General features: G+C 74.1%; 19 protein-coding genes and 1 pseudogene. 15 read left to right on the top strand and 5 right to left on the bottom strand.

Annotated features, from left to right (window positions below):
* Positions 1-72: 72 nt before the first annotated feature.
* The 3 genes from GA0074694_RS25345 to GA0074694_RS25335 all read right to left on the bottom strand — a co-directional run bounded on the left by GA0074694_RS25345 (position 73) and on the right by GA0074694_RS25335 (position 3,130).
* Complete coding sequence (locus GA0074694_RS25345) at positions 73-801, bottom strand: ATP-binding protein (RefSeq protein WP_091462532.1); 729 nt, start codon at positions 799-801, stop codon at positions 73-75.
* A 120-nt stretch (positions 802-921) separates the two neighbouring features.
* Positions 922-2,076 (bottom strand): glycosyltransferase, encoded by a 1,155-nt coding sequence (locus GA0074694_RS25340; protein WP_091462531.1) that lies wholly within the window; start codon positions 2,074-2,076, stop codon positions 922-924.
* A 37-nt stretch (positions 2,077-2,113) separates the two neighbouring features.
* Positions 2,114-3,130, bottom strand: a complete 1,017-nt coding sequence (locus tag GA0074694_RS25335) for a glucosyl-3-phosphoglycerate synthase (RefSeq protein WP_091462530.1) — start codon at positions 3,128-3,130, stop codon at positions 2,114-2,116.
* Between the two features lie 206 nt (positions 3,131-3,336).
* Here GA0074694_RS25335 and GA0074694_RS25330 point away from each other — a divergent pair, with 206 nt between their 5' ends.
* The 6 genes from GA0074694_RS25330 (at position 3,337) to GA0074694_RS25305 (ending at position 11,550) form a co-directional block, all read left to right on the top strand.
* A complete protein-coding gene (locus tag GA0074694_RS25330) occupies positions 3,337-4,332 on the top strand; it encodes a Gfo/Idh/MocA family protein (protein ID WP_091462529.1) in 996 nt (331 codons plus the stop codon).
* Positions 4,325-5,413, top strand: a complete 1,089-nt coding sequence (locus GA0074694_RS25325; protein ID WP_091462528.1) for a zinc-dependent alcohol dehydrogenase — start codon at positions 4,325-4,327, stop codon at positions 5,411-5,413. The genes GA0074694_RS25330 and GA0074694_RS25325 overlap by 8 nt, the downstream gene beginning before the upstream one ends.
* Positions 5,414-5,646: 233 nt before the next feature.
* Entirely contained in the window at positions 5,647-7,611 is a 1,965-nt protein-coding gene (locus GA0074694_RS33315; protein WP_245714903.1) for an ABC transporter ATP-binding protein, read from the top strand.
* A 117-nt stretch (positions 7,612-7,728) separates the two neighbouring features.
* Complete coding sequence (gene secA2 / locus GA0074694_RS25315) at positions 7,729-10,023, top strand: accessory Sec system translocase SecA2 (protein ID WP_091462526.1); 2,295 nt, start codon at positions 7,729-7,731, stop codon at positions 10,021-10,023.
* 207 nt (positions 10,024-10,230) lie between these two features.
* On the top strand, positions 10,231-10,971 hold the full coding sequence (locus GA0074694_RS25310; RefSeq protein ID WP_091463963.1) for a GAF and ANTAR domain-containing protein: 741 nt from the start codon (positions 10,231-10,233) through the stop codon (positions 10,969-10,971).
* Positions 10,972-11,034: 63 nt separating this feature from the next.
* Positions 11,035-11,550, top strand: a complete 516-nt coding sequence (locus tag GA0074694_RS25305; protein ID WP_091462525.1) for a DUF2231 domain-containing protein — start codon at positions 11,035-11,037, stop codon at positions 11,548-11,550.
* Between the two features lie 101 nt (positions 11,551-11,651).
* Here the strand turns inward: GA0074694_RS25305 and GA0074694_RS25300 are convergent, their stop codons facing one another.
* Both GA0074694_RS25300 and GA0074694_RS25295 read right to left on the bottom strand, forming a co-directional pair.
* Positions 11,652-12,608: a DUF3500 domain-containing protein gene (locus GA0074694_RS25300; protein WP_176738116.1), complete on the bottom strand. Its 957-nt coding sequence runs from the start codon at positions 12,606-12,608 to the stop codon at positions 11,652-11,654.
* A 50-nt stretch (positions 12,609-12,658) separates the two neighbouring features.
* Positions 12,659-13,051: an ankyrin repeat domain-containing protein gene (locus tag GA0074694_RS25295; RefSeq protein ID WP_091462523.1), complete on the bottom strand. Its 393-nt coding sequence runs from the start codon at positions 13,049-13,051 to the stop codon at positions 12,659-12,661.
* Between the two features lie 58 nt (positions 13,052-13,109).
* Between GA0074694_RS25295 and GA0074694_RS25290 the strand changes: the two are divergent.
* From GA0074694_RS25290 to GA0074694_RS25250, 9 genes and pseudogenes are all read left to right on the top strand, one after another.
* A pseudogene (locus tag GA0074694_RS25290) lies at positions 13,110-13,486 on the top strand (cupin domain-containing protein).
* Positions 13,487-13,598: 112 nt separating this feature from the next.
* On the top strand, positions 13,599-14,042 hold the full coding sequence (locus GA0074694_RS25285; RefSeq protein WP_091462522.1) for a cysteine dioxygenase: 444 nt from the start codon (positions 13,599-13,601) through the stop codon (positions 14,040-14,042).
* 146 nt (positions 14,043-14,188) lie between these two features.
* On the top strand, positions 14,189-14,668 hold the full coding sequence (locus tag GA0074694_RS25280; protein WP_245714902.1) for a rhodanese-like domain-containing protein: 480 nt from the start codon (positions 14,189-14,191) through the stop codon (positions 14,666-14,668).
* Positions 14,669-14,713: 45 nt separating this feature from the next.
* Positions 14,714-15,274, top strand: a complete 561-nt coding sequence (locus GA0074694_RS33790; protein WP_091462520.1) for a winged helix-turn-helix domain-containing protein — start codon at positions 14,714-14,716, stop codon at positions 15,272-15,274.
* A 262-nt stretch (positions 15,275-15,536) separates the two neighbouring features.
* A complete protein-coding gene (locus tag GA0074694_RS25270; RefSeq protein WP_091462519.1) occupies positions 15,537-16,145 on the top strand; it encodes a winged helix-turn-helix domain-containing protein in 609 nt (202 codons plus the stop codon).
* Between the two features lie 63 nt (positions 16,146-16,208).
* Entirely contained in the window at positions 16,209-16,847 is a 639-nt protein-coding gene (locus tag GA0074694_RS25265; RefSeq protein WP_091462518.1) for a nucleoside/nucleotide kinase family protein, read from the top strand.
* Between the two features lie 219 nt (positions 16,848-17,066).
* On the top strand, positions 17,067-17,465 hold the full coding sequence (locus GA0074694_RS25260; RefSeq protein ID WP_091462517.1) for a TraR/DksA family transcriptional regulator: 399 nt from the start codon (positions 17,067-17,069) through the stop codon (positions 17,463-17,465).
* Between the two features lie 58 nt (positions 17,466-17,523).
* Positions 17,524-18,396 carry a DUF72 domain-containing protein gene (locus GA0074694_RS25255; RefSeq protein WP_091463959.1) on the top strand — a complete coding sequence of 291 codons (873 nt, stop codon included), beginning with the start codon at positions 17,524-17,526 and terminating at the stop codon, positions 18,394-18,396.
* 194 nt (positions 18,397-18,590) lie between these two features.
* Entirely contained in the window at positions 18,591-19,019 is a 429-nt protein-coding gene (locus GA0074694_RS25250) for a DUF2267 domain-containing protein (RefSeq protein WP_091462516.1), read from the top strand.
* Positions 19,020-19,141: the final 122 nt, after the last annotated feature.

Here is a 19,141-nt window from a genome sequence, read left to right as displayed (position 1 = left end):
GGATTGGACGGGCGTGGCTACCCGTCACTCTCCCTATGAAACCAGGCAGGAAGGGAAAAATTGGGCGTAAGGCTACACGGCGGGAAGCATCGCCCAGACCACCTTGCCGTCCCCGGCCGGCGAACTGCCCCAGCGCTGGGTCAGCTCCCGGACCAGCAGCAGCCCGCGCCCGCCCTCGGCGCAGTGGTCCGGATCGGCGGGACGGGCGGCGGCCCGGCTACCGTCCACCACCGCGACGTGCAGGTACGGCCGGCGCAGCGTCAGCGTGACCTGCATCGGGGTGCCGGCGTGCCGGACCACGTTGCCCACCAGTTCGCTGAGCACCACCGTGGTCGGACCGACCAGCTCCGGCAGGTTCCACCGTCCGCAGGCGTCCCGGGCCAGTTCCCGGGCCCGACGGCAGGCGTCCGCGACCGGCTGGAGCCGGGCCCGCAGCCGGGGCGCGGCGGTCGCGTCGACCTTCCGGCTGGCCTCGGCGCGGTCCCGGCAGACCGGCAGCACCCGGCAGGCGGTGGACTCGGCGAGCCAGGTCGCCGCCTCCGGCGGCGGGGCGCAGAGCACCATCGGCACCGCCGGCCAGTCCGCGGCCTGACGGGCGGCGGCAGCGAAGACGGCGAGCGCCAGGGGGTCGCAGACGGTCAGTTCGGCCAGGTCGACGACGAGCGCGTCGGGTTGGGCGGTGAGACACCGGTTCAGCACGGCGTGCACGGGCCGCATGGTCTGCACGTCCAGGGTGCCGGCGAGCCGGACCTCGGTCACGGGCGAGTTCTCGCGCACCTGGAAGGTGATCCGCCTCGACATGGGCCTCGCTCCGTACGTACCTGGGGGCTGTTGCTCGGTTGATCGACAAGTACCCCCGGCCAGCACGTCGAAACGCCTGGCCGGGGGTGCCCGTCGTGACCGTCGTCGGCGGCGCCGGGATCAGACCGGCTGCAACCGGGCCGGGGCGAGCTGCCGGACCCGCTCGTACAACTCGACGTACCGCTGTGCCATCACCGCCGGGGTGAACCGGGTGGCGGCCTCCCGTCGGCACTGGGCCGGGTCGATCCGACCGGCCGCGAGCACCAGCTCGCCGAGCTGCTCCTCGTCGTCGGTCAGCAATCCGGTGCGTCCGTGGTCGATGAGTTCCGGCAGGCAGCCCCGCGTGGTGGCGACCACCGGGGTGCCGAGCGCCAACGACTCCACCACGGCCGTGCCACCCGGCTCCTCCCACCGCAGCGGGAAGAGGGTGACGCGGGCGGAGGCCACCAGGTCGTCACGGTCCTGACCGGCCACGGTGCCCACCCAGCGCACCCGGTCGCCGTCGACGTGCGGGGCCACCTCGTCGAGGAAGAACCGCACGTCCGGGTTCTGCCGGGCCTCGTCGCCCGCCGCCGCCAGGTCCTCCGGCCGGTGGTACGGCCCCACCGGGCCGGCCAGCACCAGCGGGAACCGGCACCGGTGGGCCAGCCGGGCGGCGACGTCCTGCCCCTTGCCCGGGTTGATCCGGCCCAGCACGACCACGTGACGACCCTTCGGTGGACGGGGCCGGCGGTGGGCGTCGACCGCCAGCGGGGTCGCCAGGTGCACGTGCCCCACCGAGTGGTCGCGCAGCGCCTGCGGAGCCCGGGCCAGCTGCGAGGCGGAGACGCCGTTGACCCGGACCCGGTTCCCGCCGTCGAGGTGACCGTAGAGCGCCGGATGCTTGGCCAGGTCCCAGTGCAGGGTGTGTAGCGCCGGTGGGGCGTCGGGGCCCATCGCGGCCAGAGTGGCCAGCCCGACCGCCTCCACGTGGTCGTGCACCAGGTCGATGTCGTCGCGGGAGTGCAGCTCGCGGGCCACCCCGGCGAGGTGCGCCTGGGCCACCCCGCACACCTGGTTGTACGGGCGTTGCAGCGCGGAGAACTGCCCGTCGGGGAAGACCGAGACCCGTTCGTCGACCGGCAGGGTGCTGGTGCCCACCGAGGCGAGGACCACCCGTACGCCGAGCCGGCGCAGCTCCGGCACGAGCGTGGCGATCACGTTCTCGATCCCGCCGTATCCGGGCGGCGGCACGGACAGCCAGGGGCCGGCGTTCATCAGGACGGTCAGGCTCATGCGGGGTTCCTCTCCTGGGCGCCGGGTCGGCCGGCGGTCACGCCGCGGCCACGCGGCGACGGGGGACGAGGTGGCGCAGCTCCGCCAGGGGCGGTCGCTCCTCGATCGAGACGTCGTTGACCACGATTTCGCGGTCGAGGTTCGGCAGGGCGTCCGAGCCGCCCCGTCGGAACTGGGTGAGCAGCTCGGCCGGTCGGACGTCCGGGCTGGCCCAGCCGCGGCGTTGCAGCCGGGACCAGACCGTGAGCATGATCTGCGCCGACATCCGCCCGAGGGCGGCGGTGTCCTGGTGGCGGTGCTTGCGCTCACCCAGGTCGACCTGGGCCAACGCGTCCAGGCCGACCATGTCCAGCAGGTCGATCAGCATGGCCGTCTCCACGCCGTAGCCGGAGACGAACGGCACCCGGGACAGCACGTCCCGACGTCCGGCGTACTCCCCGGCCAGCGGCTGCACGAAGCCGGCCAGCTCGGGCCAGAACAGGTTGAGCAGCGGACGGGCCATCAACTCGGTGACCCGGCCGCCCCCGTCCGGCTCGATGCTCGCCTGGCCGACCAGCGGTCGGTGGTAGAAGCCCTTGACGAAGTCGATGCCGGGATCGGTGAGCAGCGGCCCCAGCAGCCCGGTCACGAAGTGCGGACGGAACTCCCGCAGGTCGGCGTCGACGAACGCCACCACGTCCCCCCGCGCGGCGGCCAGCCCCGCCCAGAGCGCGTCCCCCTTGCCGGTCAGCCGGGGCAGCGACCGGGTCATCTCGTCCTGGCTGACCACCTCCGCGCCGGCGGCGCGGGCCACCCGCGCGGTCCGGTCGGTGGACCGGGAGTCCACCACGATCAACTCGTCGACCAGCGGCACCCGGTCGACCAGGTGTTCCCGGATGGTCGACACGATCGCGCCGACCGTCGCCTCCTCGTTACGTGCCGGCAGCACCACGCTGACCCTGCAGTCCCCCTTCGCGCGGACGAGTCGCTGTGCCGTCCACTCCTGCGCCGAGGTGGTCCGGTACGTGGCCCACGCCTCGACCACCGGTGACACCACCGCTTCCGTATCCCGCACGGGCAAACCCCCATCAGTCGACGCCGTCCGCTCCGGTCGTGCGCGGGACGTGGCGAGGAGTTTTCCCAATCACCACCGCCGGCTAACCGCATTCCCGCAATGATCTCGTTCAGGACCCAACCACCCCGATTTCCCCCGGGTGAACGTTTGTACCACTGACCACCAGGGCAGTCCCTGCGGCACGGACACGTGTCGGGAGGGTTCGCATGGTCGGATGTCGGGTGGGACTGGTGGGTGCGGGCGGGGTCGCACAGCGACACGCCCGGGTGCTCAGCGGCTTCGAGGACGTCGAGCTGGTCGGGGTGACCGACGTCGCCCACGAGGCGGCGAGCGACCTCGCCGGTCGGTACGGTGGTCAGGTCTTCGCCGACGTCGGGGAACTGCTCGCCGCGGGGTGCGACGCGGTGTACGTCTGCGTGCCGCCGTTCGCCCACGGGCCGGTGGAGGAGGCGGTGATCGACGCCGGGGTGCCGATGTTCGTCGAGAAGCCGGTGGCGGTCGACCTGGACACCGCCGAGCGGATCGCCGAGCGCGTCGCCGAGCGCGGCCTGCTCACCGCGGTCGGCCACCACTGGCGCTATCTGCACGTGGTGGACCAGGCCCGCGAACTGCTCGCCGACCGCCCGGTGCGGATGGTCAGCGGCAGCTGGCTGGACAAGGTGCCGCCGGTGGCCTGGTGGTCGCGGCGGGACCGCTCCGGCGGGCCGGTCGTCGAGCAGGCGGCACACGTGCTCGACCTGATCCGGGTCCTGGTCGGTGAGATCACCGAGGTCACCGCGTACGGCAACGGCACGCCGCCCCCGGTCGACGGGGCGGACATCGACTCGGTCACCGTCGCGGCGGCACGCTTCGCCGACGGTGCGGTCGGCACCCTCACCGCCGCCTGCGTGCTCGGCTGGAAGCACCGGGCCGGACTGGAGATCCTCGCCGACGGGCTGGCCCTGACGCTGGCCGAGGACGGCCTGGTGGTGTGCGACGCCGACGGGGAACGCCGGTTCGAGGCCGATCCCGACGGGGCCCGGGTCGCCGTCGACCGGGCCTTCGTCGACGCGGTCCGGGGCGTCGGGGACGACGTCCGTGTCCCGTACGCCGAGGCGCTCGGCACCCAGCGGCTCGCCTGCGCGGTCGCGGAGAGCGCGCGCACCGGGCGGCCGGTGGCCCTGCCCACGCCGGACCGGATGGGGGTGACCGTCGGTGCGTGACACGATCGTGGTGGTCGACGGCCCCGGGCGGGTCGAGCTGGTCGAGCAGGACGCCGAGGAACTGCGGGACGGCACCTTCCGGGTCGAGACGCTCTACAGTGGCGTCTCGGCCGGCACCGAGCTGAGCTACGTCAAGGGCACCAACCCCTACCTGCACGTCACCTGGAACGCCGACCTCGGCCTGTTCCAGCCCGGCGGGGCGAGCACGCCGTACCCGGTGCGGCGCCTGGGTTACATGCAGGTCGGCCGGGTCGTGGAGAGCGCCACCCCGGCGGTCGAGGTCGGGGCGGTCGGTGCGATGACCTACGGCCACCGCACCGGGTACGTCGCCGACCCGGTCGCCGAGCGGTTCGTCCCGCTCCCCGACGACCTCGACCCGATGCTCGGCGTCTACGTCGCCCACATGGGCCCGATCTGCGCCAACGGCCTGCTGCACGCCGCCGCCGACCTGCACGGCACCGACGTACGGTCGCTCGGCGACGGAGTGGCCGGACGACGGGTCGCGGTGGTCGGTAGCGGAGTGGTGGCCCTGCTCACCGCCCTGTTCGCCCAGCGGGGCGGCGCCGCCTCGGTGGTGGTGCTCGACCCGACGCCGCAGCGCCGGCGGGTCGCCGAGGCGCTCGGCCTGGAGACCCTCGACCCGGACGCCGACGACCCGGCGGTCGTGCTCAAGACCCGCTGGGCGCACGGCCCGGGGGACCGGGGTGCCGACGTGGTGTTCCAGTGCCGGGGACAGGCCTGGGCGCTGCACCTCGCCCTGCGCCTGCTGCGCCCCCAGGGCACGGTCGTCGACCTGGCCTTCTACCAGGCCGGGGCGGACGAGGTCCGACTCGGCGAGGAGTTCCACCACAACGGGCTCTCGTTGCGCTGCGCCCAGATCGGCCGGGTGCCGCGCGGGCTCGCCCCGACCTGGGACCGGGAGCGGCTCTCCGCCGAGACAATCGACCTGCTGCGGGCGCAGGGCGACCTGATCCGCAAGCACCTGGTCTCGGCGACGGTCCCGTTCGAGGAGGCCCCGACCCTTTTGACCGACCTGGCCGAGCGACGCCGCCAGGAACTCCAGGTCGTGCTCACCTGCTGAGCACCCCCACACCCCGCCCACCGTCCGCCCGCCCGCCGCTGCCCGGCCGCCGCTGCCGCGGCTGAGGTGGTTGCAGGGGCCCCTTCCTACCGCTTTTTGACGAGGAGGGGACCCCTGCAACCACCCAGCCGGCAGGCCGGCGGCGGCGGCCGGGCGCGGGCGGTGGCGGGCGGTGGCGGGGAGCGGGCGGTGGGGCGGCGCGGTCGGATGTGGAGGGCGGCTACCGTGGTCGGGTGACCACCGGAGCCGCCCCGCGCATCGGACTCGCCGCCCTCCTGCCCTATCTGCGCACCCACCGGGGGACCCTCGTCGTAGTGGGGGTGCTGTCGCTGCTCGGAGCCGGATCAGCGCTCGCCCAGCCGCTGCTCACCCGGGCGCTGCTCGACGCGGTCTCCGCGTCCCGGCCGGTGGGTCCGCTGGTCGGTGTGCTCGTCGCCGCGCTCGTGGTCGGGGCCGTCCTCTACGGTTTCCGCGACTACCTGCTGCAACGCACCGCCGAGGGGCTGGTGCTCACCACCCGGCGCCGGCTCGCCGGTCACCTGCTGCGACTGCCGATCGCCGAGTACGACCAGCGCCGTACCGGTGACCTGCTCTCCCGGGTCGGCTCGGACACCACCCTGCTGCGGGCGGTGGTCACCTCGGGGCTGTTCGAGCTGGTGACCGGGGTGGTCACCGTGGCTGGCGCGGCCGTCGCGATGGTCCTGCTGGACCCGCTGCTGTTCGGGGTGACCCTCGCCGGGGTGGCGCTCGGACTCGGCTTCGCCCTCACCGTGGCCCGGCGGGTGCGGGACCTGTCCCGCGCCGCCCAGGAGCGCATCGGCGAGATGACCTCCGCGGTCGAACGCGCCATCTCCGCGGCCCGGACCATCCGGGCCAGTCGGGCCGAGGATCGGGAGACCACCACCGTCGTGGCCAGCGCCGAGCAGGCGTACGCGGCGGGGCTGCGGGTCGCCCGGGTGCAGGCGGTGGTCGGCCCGGCCGGCTCGATCACGGTCCAGGGGGCGTTCCTGCTGGTGCTCGGGGTCGGCGGGGCCCGGGTGGCCGCCGGTGCGCTCAGCGTCGGCGACCTGGTCGCCTTCATCATGTTCCTCTTCTTCCTGGTCCTGCCCTTGGGCCAGGCGCTCAGCGCGTTCACCCAGCTCCAGACCGGTCTCGGTGCGCTCCAGCGGATCGAGGAGATCCTCGCCGTACCGGCGGAGGGAGCCACCGACGCGCACCGCCGGGGGGTGTCGGGGGCGGGTCCGGCCGTCGCCGGTGGGCCCGCCCCGGACCTCGACGGGGATCGGCGCCCGACCGCCGGCGGGGCGGGCCGTCCGGTTGCCGCTGACGGGTCCCGGCCGGTGGTGACCGACGGGTCCCGGCCGGTGGTGACCGACGGGTCCCGGCCGGTGGTGACCGACGGGTCCCGGCCGGTGGTGACCGGCGGCTCGCGGCCGGTGGTGACCGACGGCTCGCGGCCGGTTGCGGCGGCGATCGAGTTCGACCGGGTCGGCTTCGGCTACCCCGCTGGCGCAGCGCCGGTGCTGCACGAGGTCAGCTTCGCCGTCCCCGCCGGGACCCGGACCGCCCTGGTCGGTCCCTCCGGTGCCGGCAAGTCCACCCTGCTGGCGCTGGTCGAACGCTTCTACGAGGTCAGCACCGGCACGCTGCGGCTGGACGGGGTGGACGTGCGTGACCTGCCCCGCGACGCGCTGCGGTCCCGGCTCGGCTACGTCGAGCAGGAGGCCCCGGTGATCGCCGGCACGCTGCGGGCGAACCTGCTGCTCACCGCCGCGGACGCCACCGACGAGCGGCTGCTGGCGGTCCTCGACGAGGTCAACCTCGGGCACCTGGTGACCCGGACGGCGCAGGGACTGGACGTGCAGGTGGGGGAGGGCGGCGTGCTTCTCTCCGGCGGGGAGCGGCAACGGCTGGCCATCGCCCGGGCCCTGCTGGCCGGGCCACCGGTGCTGCTGCTCGACGAGCCGACCAGCAACCTCGACGCCCGCAACGAGGCGGCGCTCCGTCGGGCCATCGACGCGGTCGCCGTCCGGCGTACCCTGCTGATCGTGGCGCACCGGCTCTCGACGGTGGTCGACGCCGACCAGATCGTGGTCCTGGAGGGCGGCCGGGTGGTCGCCGTCGGCACCCACGACGAGCTGACCGGCAGCAGCCCGCTCTACCGGGAGTTGGCCGCCCACCAGCTCCTGGTGAGCTGAGCGGACCGCGCCGACCAGCGTCGATGTCCGGTCCCGCCGTCGGTGCGGCGACACACCGGGGCCGGGCGCGGCGGCCGGGCCGCACGAGCGGGGGCGGGTCGCGTACCGTTGCCGCTCATGGGTGTGTCGCAACGGTTGAAGAGCAGGTTCCGGCGCTTCCTCCAGCGTCCGGGCAGCACGGTCGAGCTGGCTCCGCTGGAGAAGCTGCTGCCGCAGATCGAGGCGCGGGAGGAGGAGCTCGCCGCGCTCGACGACGGCGAGCTGACCGAGGCCGCGCAGGCGGCCTCGGGGTACGTCGAGATCTGCGCGCTCGGCCGTGAGGCGGCCCGCCGGGGGCTCGACCAGCGCCCGTACGACGTGCAGCTGCTCGGTGCGATGGCGCTGCTGTCCGGCAAGGTCGCCGAGATGGCCACGGGTGAGGGCAAGACGCTCACCGCGACCGTCGCCGCGTACGGCCACGTCCGGCTCGGCAACGGCCCGGTGCACGTGCTCACCGTCAACGACTACCTGGCCCGCCGGGACGCGCAGTGGATGGAGCCCGTCTACACCCTGCTCGGGCTCACCGTCGGCTGGGTGAACGAGGCGTCCACGCCCGAGGAGCGGCGGGAGGCCTACGCCCGGGACGTCACCTACGTCTCGGTCAGCGAGGCCGGCTTCGACTACCTGCGCGACCAGTTGGTCACCGACGTGGAGGACCGGGTGCAGCCGCCGCTGCGGACCGCGATCGTGGACGAGGCCGACTCGATCCTGATCGACGAGGCCCGGGTGCCGATGGTGCTCGCCGGTGCCGTGCCGGGCGAGCAGGACCCGGTGCACGCGGCTGCCGCGATCGTGCGCGGCCTGCGCCGGGGCAAGCACTACACGGTCGCCGAGGACGGCCGCAGCGCCGCCTTCACCAGCGCCGGCCTGGCCGCGGTGGAGGCCCGGATGGGCGGGATCGACCTGTACGCCGAGGAGAACGTCGCCCAGCTCTCCGCGGTGAACGTGGCGCTGCACGCGCACGCGTTGCTGCACCGGGACGTCGACTACATCGTCCGTGACGGCACGGTCGAGCTGATCGACGAGATGCGCGGCCGGGTCGCCCAGCGCCGCCGCTGGCCCGACGGGCTCCAGGCCGCGGTGGAGGCGAAGGAGGGACTGGACGCCACGGCCGAGGGCGAGGTGCTCGGCACCGTCACCGTGCAGGCGTTCGTCGGGCTCTACCCGAGGGTCTGCGGGATGACCGCCACCGCCGTGCTCGTCGGCGACCAGCTCCGCGAGTTCTTCTCCCTCGAGGTCGCGGTGATCCCCTCGAACACCCCGTGCGTGCGCGAGGACGAGCCGGACCGGATCTACGCGACCCGCGCGGAGAAGGAGGAGGCGCTGATCGACGAGATCACGCGCTGCCACGAGGCGGGTCGGCCGGTGCTGGTCGGCACCCTCGACGTCAAGGAGTCCGAGCAGCTCGCCGCCGGGCTCAACGCGGCCGGGGTGCCGTGCGTGGTGCTCAACGCCAAGAACGACGACGAGGAGGCGGCGATCATCGCCGAGGCCGGCGCGTACGGCGCGGTGACCGTCTCCACCCAGATGGCTGGCCGGGGCGTCGACATCCGCCTCGGCGGCAGCGACCAGTCCGACCGGGAACGGGTCGCCGAGCTGGGCGGCCTGTACGTCATCGGCAGCGGCCGGCACGACAGCCGCCGGGTCGACGACCAGCTCCGGGGCCGGGCCGGTCGGCAGGGCGACCCGGGCGGGTCGGTCTTCTTCGTCAGCCTGGAGGACGACCTGGTCGTCCGGCACGCCGGTGACGCCGTCCCGCCGTCGCCCCGGATGAACGCCGACGGCCTGGTCACCGACCCCCAGGTCGACTACGCGGTGGAGCACGCCCAGCGGGTCGCCGAGGGTGTCAACCACGAGATCCACCGCAACACCTGGCGGTACAGCGTGGTGATCGAGCAGCAGCGCAAGGCGCTCGCCGAGCGGCGCGAGCGGCTGCTCACCACTGAGGTCGCCGCGCTGATGCTGCTGGACCGGGTACCGGAGAAGGCCGGCGAGATGGACGAGGACCTGCTCACCCGGGCCGCCCGGTCGATCGCCCTCTACCACACCGACCGGCTCTGGGCGGAGCACCTCGCCGAGCTCTCCGAGGTCCGCGAGGGTGTGCACCTGCGGGCGCTGGGCCGGCTGGACCCGCTCGACGAGTTCCACCGGGCGGCCGTACCGGCGTTCAACGCGCTGATCCCCGAGATCGAGGCGCGGACCATCGCCACCTTCACCGAGACCGAGTTCGACGAGGACTGGGAGCCGGACGCGGGCCAGCTCGTCCGGCCCAGCGCCACCTGGACGTACCTCGTCCACGACAACCCGTTCGGCTCCGAGCTGGACCGGTTGATCGCCTCGGTGGGACGGCGCCTGAGCAGCGGTTCCCGCTGACCGTCCAGGCCCCTCCCGTCGTGCGCACACGGGCGGGAGGGGCCCGCTCCACCCCGTTTCGGGGTGCGATCCCTCGGGTAGTAGGGCGGGTCCGTAACGGCGGGAGACGGGGAACATGGGGATCTTGACGGTGCGGGGAGCCGTGTCCGACGCGGCGACGACGGAGGCTTCGCCCCGGTGAACCTGGAGACGCACAAACCGGTCGCGGTGAACCCGGAGACGTCCGAACCGGTCCCGGAGACCCTGGGTGTGCTGGAGACCGCGGCACTGCTCCGCGAGCTGACCTCGGTCCTGCTCGACACCACCGACTTCGACGAGGCGCTGACCCGGCTGGTCACCGTCGCCCGGGACGCGGTGCCCGGGGTCACCTGGTGCGGGTTCACCGCGCTGCGGGCCGGCGAACCGGCCGGTGTGGCCGCCTCGGACCCGCGCCTGGCCGAACTGGACGACCTGGGGCACGGCCCCGACTCCCCGGCGATGAGCGCCGTCCACCGCCGGGAGATGGTCCTCTCCGCCGACCTCGCGACGGAGGAGCGCTGGCCGGCCTGGACGGCGCGGGCCCGGGCCCTCGGCGTCCGGGGGGTGCTCGCCGCGCCGGTGGACGTCGACGACCACGTCATCGGCGTGATCAACCTGTACGCCGACACGCCGGACGCCCTGACCGCGCGACGTCAGCTCACCGCCATGCTGCTGGCCGAGCACGCCGGACTGTTGCTGGCCGGGGTGCGGGGCCGGGCACGTCGGACGGCGCTGGTCGAACAGATCGACGAAACTCTTCTCCAGGAGGGTGTGGTCGGGCAGGCCATCGGTGTCATCATGACCCAGCGGGGCTGTCCCGCGCCGGAGGCGCTCCAGGTGCTGCGCAGCGCCGCCTCGGCACTCTCCATCCCGTTGCGGGAGGTCGCCGAGCGGCTGGTGGTCACCGTCTCCCGGTCCCGGGGGTCCTGACCGTTTCGTCGTGCGGTGCCCCGGGTAGCAACCCCGGGTCGCAGCCGGGCCGGGGGAGGGTACATGCAGAGCCGACTGCGGGTGCACGGCCACCCGATCCAACCCATGCTGGTGACGTTCCCGTTCGGACTCTTCGTCTGCGCCACCCTGTTCGACCTGTTCGAGCTGGCCGGCGGGCCGGCCTTCCTCGGCGAGGTGGGTTACTGGACGTCGGTGGCGGCGCTGGTCGCCGCCGCGATGGCCGGGGTCGCCGGGATGGTCGACCTGTGGGACGTGCCGGCCGGTCGCACCCGGCGTACCGCGATCAGCTTCAACGTGGTCAACGTCGCGATGGCGGCGATCTTCGTGGTGACCTGCCTGGTCCGGGCCGACGCACCCCGGCGCGGGCCCTCCGCCGCGCTGTTCGTCACCGAGCTGGTCGCGATCGCGGTGGGCGCGGTCGGGGTGGCCCTCGGCGCGCACCTGGTGCGGATCTTCGACCGAGGTCGCGTCGAGGCGGGCGGGCTGGAGTCGCTCGGCGCGGTGACGGGGTCCACCGTGGAACTCCGCCGCCCCTCCCCCCGTCCGGTCAACGGGTGAGCCACCGCGCGGGGATGGCGGCCGAGGGGTCGTTCGTCGCCCACGCCCGGCGCTTCCTGGTCGAGGCGGTCACGCCGGGCTGACCGGGGGGACCCGACGGTTCAGCGGTTGCGGGGGTGGGCCTCGGCGTGGTGCGCGGCGAGCAGGTCCGCGCCGAAGTCCGCCGACGGGCGACGCAGCACGGTGTGTGCGTGGTTGCCGTCGGCGGCGGTGTTGTCGTACTCGATCAGCAGGTCCTCGCCCTGGACCCGGTAGTAGTGGCGTTGCCCGGGCGCGATCGGGCCGGCCCAGGCGAAGTGCAGCTCCCCACCGTCGAGCCGGCGGGCCTCGCGGGCGGCCAGTTCCGGCGGGAGCCGGTCCAGGTAGAGAGCGACCAACTGGTCGAGCAGCGCCCGGCCGGTCGGCCCGAGCCGGCTGGCGGGCACTCCGAGGGGGTCGATCCGGCCGGGCGCGGTCGGGCGGGTGGCGCTGATGATGTCGTCGGGGGCGCGGGCGTCCACGACGGCGGCGGCACGGGCGGACGCACCCATCGCGTCCAGCAGGGCCCGCGCCAGGTCCTCCTCGGCGGCGAGCGGCCGGGAGACCGTACGGCCGGCGTGGCGGACGGCGGCGGGGTTCGCGCCGAGGAAGACCGGGGCGGCGGCGACCTGGTCGTCCACCACGGTCATGCTGACCGACAGGTGGTGTCCCTCCACCCGCCAGGACCAGCGGTCGTCGCGCGCCGGATCGCCGAAGACGGCGACCCAGTAGTCGTCGCTGTGTCGGCCCCGCCGCCACCCCTCCGCCCGATCGAGCACCTCCTCCAGCGCCATGATCGTCATGGCCTGGGCGTACGCGTGCGGGCTCAGCGCGGTGGCGAGCAGGCGGTGGGTGGCCTTGCGGGCGCCCCGGTCCAGGTCGGCCAGGCAGACCCCGGGCCGGGGACGCGGCCGGTACTCCAGGTGGCGTCGGGCGTCGTCGTCGAAGGGGTGCGCGGCGCGGGCGCGGGTCGGGCCGTCGAGGGCGGCCAGCAGCGCCCCGGCGGCGGTACGCATCTGTTCGGGTAGGGGATCCTCCACGGTCTCCTGTATACCGGCTGCGGGCCCCGCCGTACCGCGGTCGGGGTGGGTCAGTCCCGGCCGAGCAGCGCCAGCATCTCCGGCAGGTCGAAGAAGCGGGCGACCTCCGCCGCCGACGGCGTGCCGTGGTCCGGGTCCGCGCCGGCGTCGAGCAGCGCCCGGACGGTGGGGACGTTCTTGCGGAACACGGCGGCGGCGAGCGCCGTCTGCCCCCGGTCGTTGGTACGGCCGTGGTCGGCGCCCCGGGCCAGCAGGGCGGCGACCGTCTCCGGGTGGGCGTGGTACGCGGCGAGGATGAGCAGCGTGTCGCCCTTGCCGTTGGTCAGGTTGACCGGCAACCCGGCGTCGACCTGCCCGGCCAGCTCCTCCGTGACGCCGCCCCGGGCCAGGTCGAACATCCGGTGGGCGAAGGCGAGGGTCTCGTCGTCGAGTTCGTCGGTCACCCCGCCAGCCTAGTCACGGCGGCTGTTAGCCTGCTGCGCCACGACGGGAGGGTTGGACATGGGCGAGACCGTGTACGTGGGCAACGCGGGGGCGGACGGGGCCGGCAACGGTGGCTGGCTGCTGGGGCACTTCATGCCCGTCGACGACCCGCGCCACAGTACCGACGTGGAGGTGAAGTGGGGGGTGCACGGGGCGGGGAGAGCCGGTCCCGGTGGGCCACCGACGAGTGTCGTACCGCCCTGCTGGTGCTGGTCAGCGGGGCGTTCCGGGTGGAGTTGCCGGACCGGACGGTCCGCCTGACCGAGCCCGGTGACTACGTGCTCTGGGGGCGGGGCGTCGACCACTCCTGGTACGCCGAGCGGGAGTCGGTGCTGGTCACGGTCCGCTGGCCCTCGGTCCCCGGCTACCGGGTGGAGCCGCCGGTCCGGCGCTGAGCCGGCGTGCCCGCCATCGGTGTCCCAGTCCTCGGGAAAGCATACTAATCCGCTAGGTTTTAGCGGTTATTCTGGGTCTGCTTCCGTCGCCCCGCGTCACGAGGACCCCGCCATGGACCATCCGTACGAGCCGGACCTGCTCGCCGTCGCCCGCCGGATCGCCGTGCCGTCCCTGCCGGTGCGGTTCGACCCCGAGCGGCGGTGGTACACCCGACTCGCGTCCGGACCGGACCACGAGGTCTGGCTGCTCACCTGGCTCCCCGGGCAGGGCACCGACCTGCACGACCACGGGGGCTCCGCCGGTGCCTTCCTGGTGGTCTCCGGCGCGCTGACCGAGGAGGTCGTCGCCGGTGGACGGTTGCGCCCCCACCTGCTCGCCGCGGGGGCCGGTCGTCGGTTCGGCCCACGGCACGTGCACCGGGTGACCAACCGGGACGACCGGCCGGCGGTCAGCCTGCACGTCTACCGCCCGGCCCTGCACCGGATGACCCGCTACCACCTCACCGACGGCCGCCTCCGGGTCGCCGAGGTCGCCCTCGCCGGCGTCGCCTGGTGAGGCCCCGACCCCGTCGCCCGCTCGGCGTCCGCGACCCCCGTTGCCCCGGAGGACCCACGATGCACCCGACCCGCCACTGTCCACCCACCCCGTCCGTCACCGCACCACCCGGCCCGTCCACGGTGCCGCCTCCCAGCCCGTCCACTGTGCCGCCTCCCAGCCCGTCCACTGTGCCGCCTCTCGGCTCCCGGGGGATCGACCAGATCCTCGCCGCCGCCCGGGCCCGGCTGCACCGGCTCGACCCGGAGCGGGCCCACCTGGCCCACCGGCGGGGCGCGCTGCTGGTCGACATCCGGCCGGCCGCCCAGCGGGCCGCGCACGGCAGCGTCCCGGGTGCGCTCGCCATCGAACGCAACGTCCTCGAGTGGCGTTTCGACCCGCGCTGCGCCGCGCGGCTGCCGCAGGTCCTCGACTACGACCTGCGGGTCGTGATCCTGTGCCAGGAGGGCTACACCTCGTCGCTCGCCGCGGCCGCGTTGCAGGACATCGGCCTGCACCGGGCCACCGATGTCGTGGGCGGCTTCGCCGCCTGGTCCATCGCCGGGCTACCCACGCTCGGCCCGACCGTCCTGCGGCCCAGCGCGTCGACCCTCGCGCCGGTGGCCGTCCGACCCACGCCGTACTGACCGCCGACCCCGGCGCGTCGCGCGGCACCCGAACAGGGAGGCAGCATGTCCGTCTTCGTCACGTCCGCGCACCCCGCACCCCGCCTGGTCGCACCGCCGCGGCCCCGGGTGACCCCGGTCCTGACCATCACCGTCGACGTCGCACCCGATGCGGTGACCCCCCGCCTGGTCGAGCTGCTCAACGAGTTGGCCGCCACCGGCGAGGGGGTCCTGCGGGTGCAGGGCGCGGACCGTCCGTCGGCTGCCGCCCCCGTCGCCGTGCGCGGCCCGGAGCCGACGCCCCGACCCCGTCCGTCCGGGCCGGGCACGCTGGTCCTCTCGGTCGCCGCGCGGAACGTGCGCCGGGGCTCCCGGGTCCTCGGCCTGACCCGCATCGAGTTCGACCTGCTGCTCTTCCTCGCCGAGCACCCACGCCGGGTCTTCACCCGGCGGCAACTGCTGGCCGGCGTCTGGGGCCACGAACACTCCGTCACGCGAACGGTGGACGTGCACGTCCGCCGGCTGCGCGCCAAGGTCGGCGAGGAGGTCCCGCTGGTGACCACCGTCCACGGCGTCGGTTACCGGCTCGCCGACGACGCCCCTCTGCTCATCGACCGCGACCACTGAGGCCACCGGCCGCCCCGGATCTGCCCCAAGCGCCGCCAGAAGGATGTGAAAGCCGCAAGGTACCCCCGCATCGGATCATCCCGGCCCTTCTGCTGTAATCATCAAGCACCGTACGCAGAGCGAGCAGTCGGCTGCGATGAGTTCGCCGATTGTCACATTCCAGCAACACGGCCGCCCTTGATTCTCGTACAGGGACCGGGAAATATCGATCACAGGAGCGTTCCCGGGCCGTGGGGAGACACTGGACCAGCCAAGGAGGACCATGTCGGTCAGCCCCGCCTCGTCGCGCGCCGGATGGCATACGTCCCAGCCCGTGGTTCCCGGTCGTCCTCCCGCCGGCCAGCGCCGTCCCTCCAGCACAGCGGCCCCGGTCCTCACCGTGACCCTGTCCATCCCGTTGGCCTCCGAGGAGGCGCTCACCCCGCCCGCCCGCCGGCTGCTCGAGGCGGCCCGGGAGTTACTGGAACGGGGGGAGGGGATCGTCACCACCGGCCCCGCCCAGGAGCGCCGCCCGGATCCCGTTCCGGCCGGGCGGACGCCGTCCCGGCCCCCGGCGGCCCCGACCGTGCCGGCGCTGCACATCCTCGCCGCCTCCCGGTCGGTGCTGCGCGACGGGGAGCCGTTGCCGCTGACCCGGTTGGAGTTCGACCTGCTGCTGCACCTGGTGGTCCACCCCCGGCGGGTCTTCACCCGGCTGCAGCTGCTCAACGCCGTCTGGGGGTACGAACACGCCGGGGTGCGCACCGTCGACGTGCACGTCCGGCGGCTGCGCGGCAAGGTCGGGGTGGACGTCCCACTGGTCACCACGGTCTACGGCGTCGGTTACCGGCTCGCCGACGACGCGCGGGTCACCGTCGACCGCACCGGCTGACGCCGTCCGGCCCCGTCGCGCGGTCCGGGGCGGTGCCTCCGCCCGGTCCGGCACCATGGGCGGATGCGGATCCGACCGATCTCACCCGAACGGCTCGTCGTCGCGTTGACCGACCGGCTGGTCGGCACCCCGGTCGCCGGCCGGTTGCGGGTCGCGGTGGACGGCCCGCCCGCCGCCGAACCGGACGTCCTGGCCGGGGCGCTGGTCGACCCGCTGCGCGCCGCCGGCCGTCCGGTGCTGCACGTCCGCACCGCCGACTTCCTCCGCCCGGCCTCGGTCCGCCTGGAACACGGCCGCACCAACCCCGACGCGTACTACCTGGGCTGGTTCGACGAGGCCGGGCTGCGCCGCGAGGTCCTGGACCCGGCCGGTCCCGACGGCACCGGCCAACTGCTGCCCTCGCTCTGGGACGCCCGCACCGACCGGGCCAGCCGGGTCGGGTACGTGCGTCTCCCGCCCGGTGGGGTGGTCCTGGTCAGCGGCCCGCTGCTGCTCGGCGGCGGGCTCCCGTTCGACGTCACCGTCCACCTGGCGCTCTCGCCGGCCGCGCTGCGCCGCCGCACCGAACCCGGGCAGGCGTGGACCCTGCCCGCCTTCGCCCGCTACACCGAGGAGGTCGCCCCGGAGTCCTTCGCCGACGTGGTGGTCCGGGTGGACGACCCCCGGCACCCGGCACTGGTCGATCCCGCCCCGGCGCGGTGAGCAGCCGGAGTCCGGGGCGAGCCGGCCGGGGGACCGCCGTCGGCGGGGACCGCGTCGGCCGGGGCGTGGAGCGGGTGGGTCGACGCCGGCCCGACGGTCGGAAGATCGCCGGTTTGACCCTCCGTGGGCCTGGGTAATCGCCCGGCTCACAAGCGGACCGTCGCCGGGTGTACACCCGGTTACCCGGGGTCCGACGAGCCCGAGGAAAGGCAGACAGCGATGCTCGTCCACGACACGGTCGGAACGGGGCGATCCCAGGAGGATATCGACCGGATCCGGCTCGCCCTGCAGGCCCGCTACGACGAACTCTCCGGGGAGTACGAGCAGACCATGCAGGAGAGCCAGGTGCTCCGGCTGGTGGAGGTCGGCGACACCGCCGGGGACGACCAGGCCGACAGCGGCACCAAGACCGCCGAGCGGGACACCGCGCAGTCCCTGCTGCGGACCATCCTCGACCGGCGGGCGCAGTTCGAGCACGCCCTGGCCCGGCTGGAGGAGGGCACGTACGGCCACTGCGAGGGCTGCTCCGACCCGATCCCGGTCGAGCGGCTGGAGATCTTCCCCGCCGCCACCACGTGCGTCAGCTGCAAGCAGTCCCGGGAACGGCGGGCCGCCTGAGTCCGGTCATGCCACCCACCGCCCCGGTCGCACCGCCGGGGCGGTGGAGTTGACCGCCGTGGGCCGGATCCTGGTCGGCACCGCCTCCTGGACGGACGCGACCCTGCTCGAATCCGGGTGGTACCCGCCGGACGCGGACACCCCGGAGAAGCGGCTGGCCCACTACGCCAGCCGGTTTCCGCTGGTCGAGGTGGACGCCACCTACTACGCGCCCCCGGCCGAGCGGACGGCCCGGCTCTGGGCCGAGCGCACCCCGGCCGGGTTCACCTTCAACGTCAAGGCGTTCAGCCTCCTCACCGGACACCCCACCCGGGTGGCCGCCCTGCACAGGGACCTGCGCCCGGAGACGGAGAAGCGGCACCTCTACCCGGGCGACCTGCCGGCCCAGGCGTACGAGGAGGTCTGGACCCGGTTCCTCACCGCCCTGGACCCGCTGGTCGCCGCGGGCCGGCTCGGCGCGCTGCTGTTCCAGTTCCCGCCCTGGTTCACCATCCGGCGGGAGAACAAGCAGTACCTGCTGGAGGTGGCGCGGCGGTGTGCGCCACTGCGTCCGGCCTTCGAGTTCCGGCACGCCTCGTGGTTCGCCGGGGACAACGCCGACGAGACCCTCGACCTCCTGCGCCGGCACGAGCTGACGTACGTCTGCGTGGACATGCCGCAGGGACACCGCTCGTCGGTCCCACCGGTGCTCGCGGCCACCACCGACCTGGCCGTGGTCCGGTTCCACGGCCACAGTGACAAGTGGACCAGCAAGGACATCCACGAGAAGTTCGGCTACCACTACTCGGACCGGGAACTGCGCGCCTGGGCGCCGAGGCTGCGCGAACTGGCCGGGCGGGCCGAGCGCACGCACGTGCTCCTGAACAACTGCTACCGCGACTACGCGCAGACCAACGCGGCCACGCTGGCCCGGCTGCTCGACGTCGACTGAACCACCCCGGCCGCGCACCCCTGGGACGACGCCGGTCACCGGCCCGATTCACCCGGCGGGGGTGACGCGACCTCACCCGGTCCCCGGCGATCGTGGCGGTGCGGGTGGCCCGGCCCGGCAGTGGCGGGGCCCGACCGCGCCGCCACGGCGCGACGACCATGGACGGTGGGAGACCGACCGACGGGGGTGGGCACATGGCTAACGAACCGAACTCGGTGTTCGAGTCATCGCTGGACAAGACCAATCTGATCCTCAAGGACATCGAGCAGGCCTACGGCTGGTCGAAGGAGCGCCGGAACCAGTCCTTCGCGGCCCTGCGCACGGTGCTGCACCTGCTGCGCGACCGGATGCCGGTGCAGGAGAGCGTGGAGTTCTCCGCGCAGCTGCCGGTGCTGGTCCGCGGGGTCTACTTCGACGGCTGGGACCCGTCGAACGTGCCGGTCAAGCTCAACCGGGACGACTTCCTCTACGAGGTCCGGCGGGGCTTCCCGTACGAGACGGACGGCGGCCCGGAGCGGGTCGTGCAGGTGGTGCTGGACACCCTGCGCCGGCACGTCACCCAGGGCGAGTGGGACGACGTACGTGCCACCATGCCCCGCGACCTGGCCCGGATGATTCCCTGAGCCGGCTCGCCCGGCCCGACGGCCCGCGGTTGGGCCGTCGGGCCGGCCGGGCATCCCGTGCCGGACCACCGACCGGTTGACCGAAACCGCCGGTACGCCCGGGAGGAGCCACCTACCGTGTG

Origin of the sequence: Micromonospora inyonensis (genome assembly GCF_900091415.1) — a bacterium.
GTDB classification, from domain to species: Bacteria; Actinomycetota; Actinomycetes; order Mycobacteriales; family Micromonosporaceae; genus Micromonospora; species Micromonospora inyonensis.
The sequence above is the reverse complement of the archived record's forward strand: the minus strand, read 5'-3'. Positions and strand labels throughout refer to the sequence as shown.

Coding starts and splice junctions, on each gene's coding strand:
- GA0074694_RS25330 (WP_091462529.1), top strand. CDS start 3,337: ATGGTCGGATGTCGGGTGGGACTGGTGGGTGCGGGCGGGGTCGCACAG.
- GA0074694_RS25250 (WP_091462516.1), top strand. CDS start 18,591: ATGGCTAACGAACCGAACTCGGTGTTCGAGTCATCGCTGGACAAGACC.
- GA0074694_RS25345 (WP_091462532.1), bottom strand. CDS start 801: ATGTCGAGGCGGATCACCTTCCAGGTGCGCGAGAACTCGCCCGTGACC.
- GA0074694_RS25305 (WP_091462525.1), top strand. CDS start 11,035: ATGCAGAGCCGACTGCGGGTGCACGGCCACCCGATCCAACCCATGCTG.
- GA0074694_RS25270 (WP_091462519.1), top strand. CDS start 15,537: ATGTCGGTCAGCCCCGCCTCGTCGCGCGCCGGATGGCATACGTCCCAG.
- GA0074694_RS25260 (WP_091462517.1), top strand. CDS start 17,067: ATGCTCGTCCACGACACGGTCGGAACGGGGCGATCCCAGGAGGATATC.
- secA2 (WP_091462526.1), top strand. CDS start 7,729: ATGGGTGTGTCGCAACGGTTGAAGAGCAGGTTCCGGCGCTTCCTCCAG.
- GA0074694_RS25265 (WP_091462518.1), top strand. CDS start 16,209: ATGCGGATCCGACCGATCTCACCCGAACGGCTCGTCGTCGCGTTGACC.
- GA0074694_RS33790 (WP_091462520.1), top strand. CDS start 14,714: ATGTCCGTCTTCGTCACGTCCGCGCACCCCGCACCCCGCCTGGTCGCA.
- GA0074694_RS25285 (WP_091462522.1), top strand. CDS start 13,599: ATGGACCATCCGTACGAGCCGGACCTGCTCGCCGTCGCCCGCCGGATC.
- GA0074694_RS25340 (WP_091462531.1), bottom strand. CDS start 2,076: ATGAGCCTGACCGTCCTGATGAACGCCGGCCCCTGGCTGTCCGTGCCG.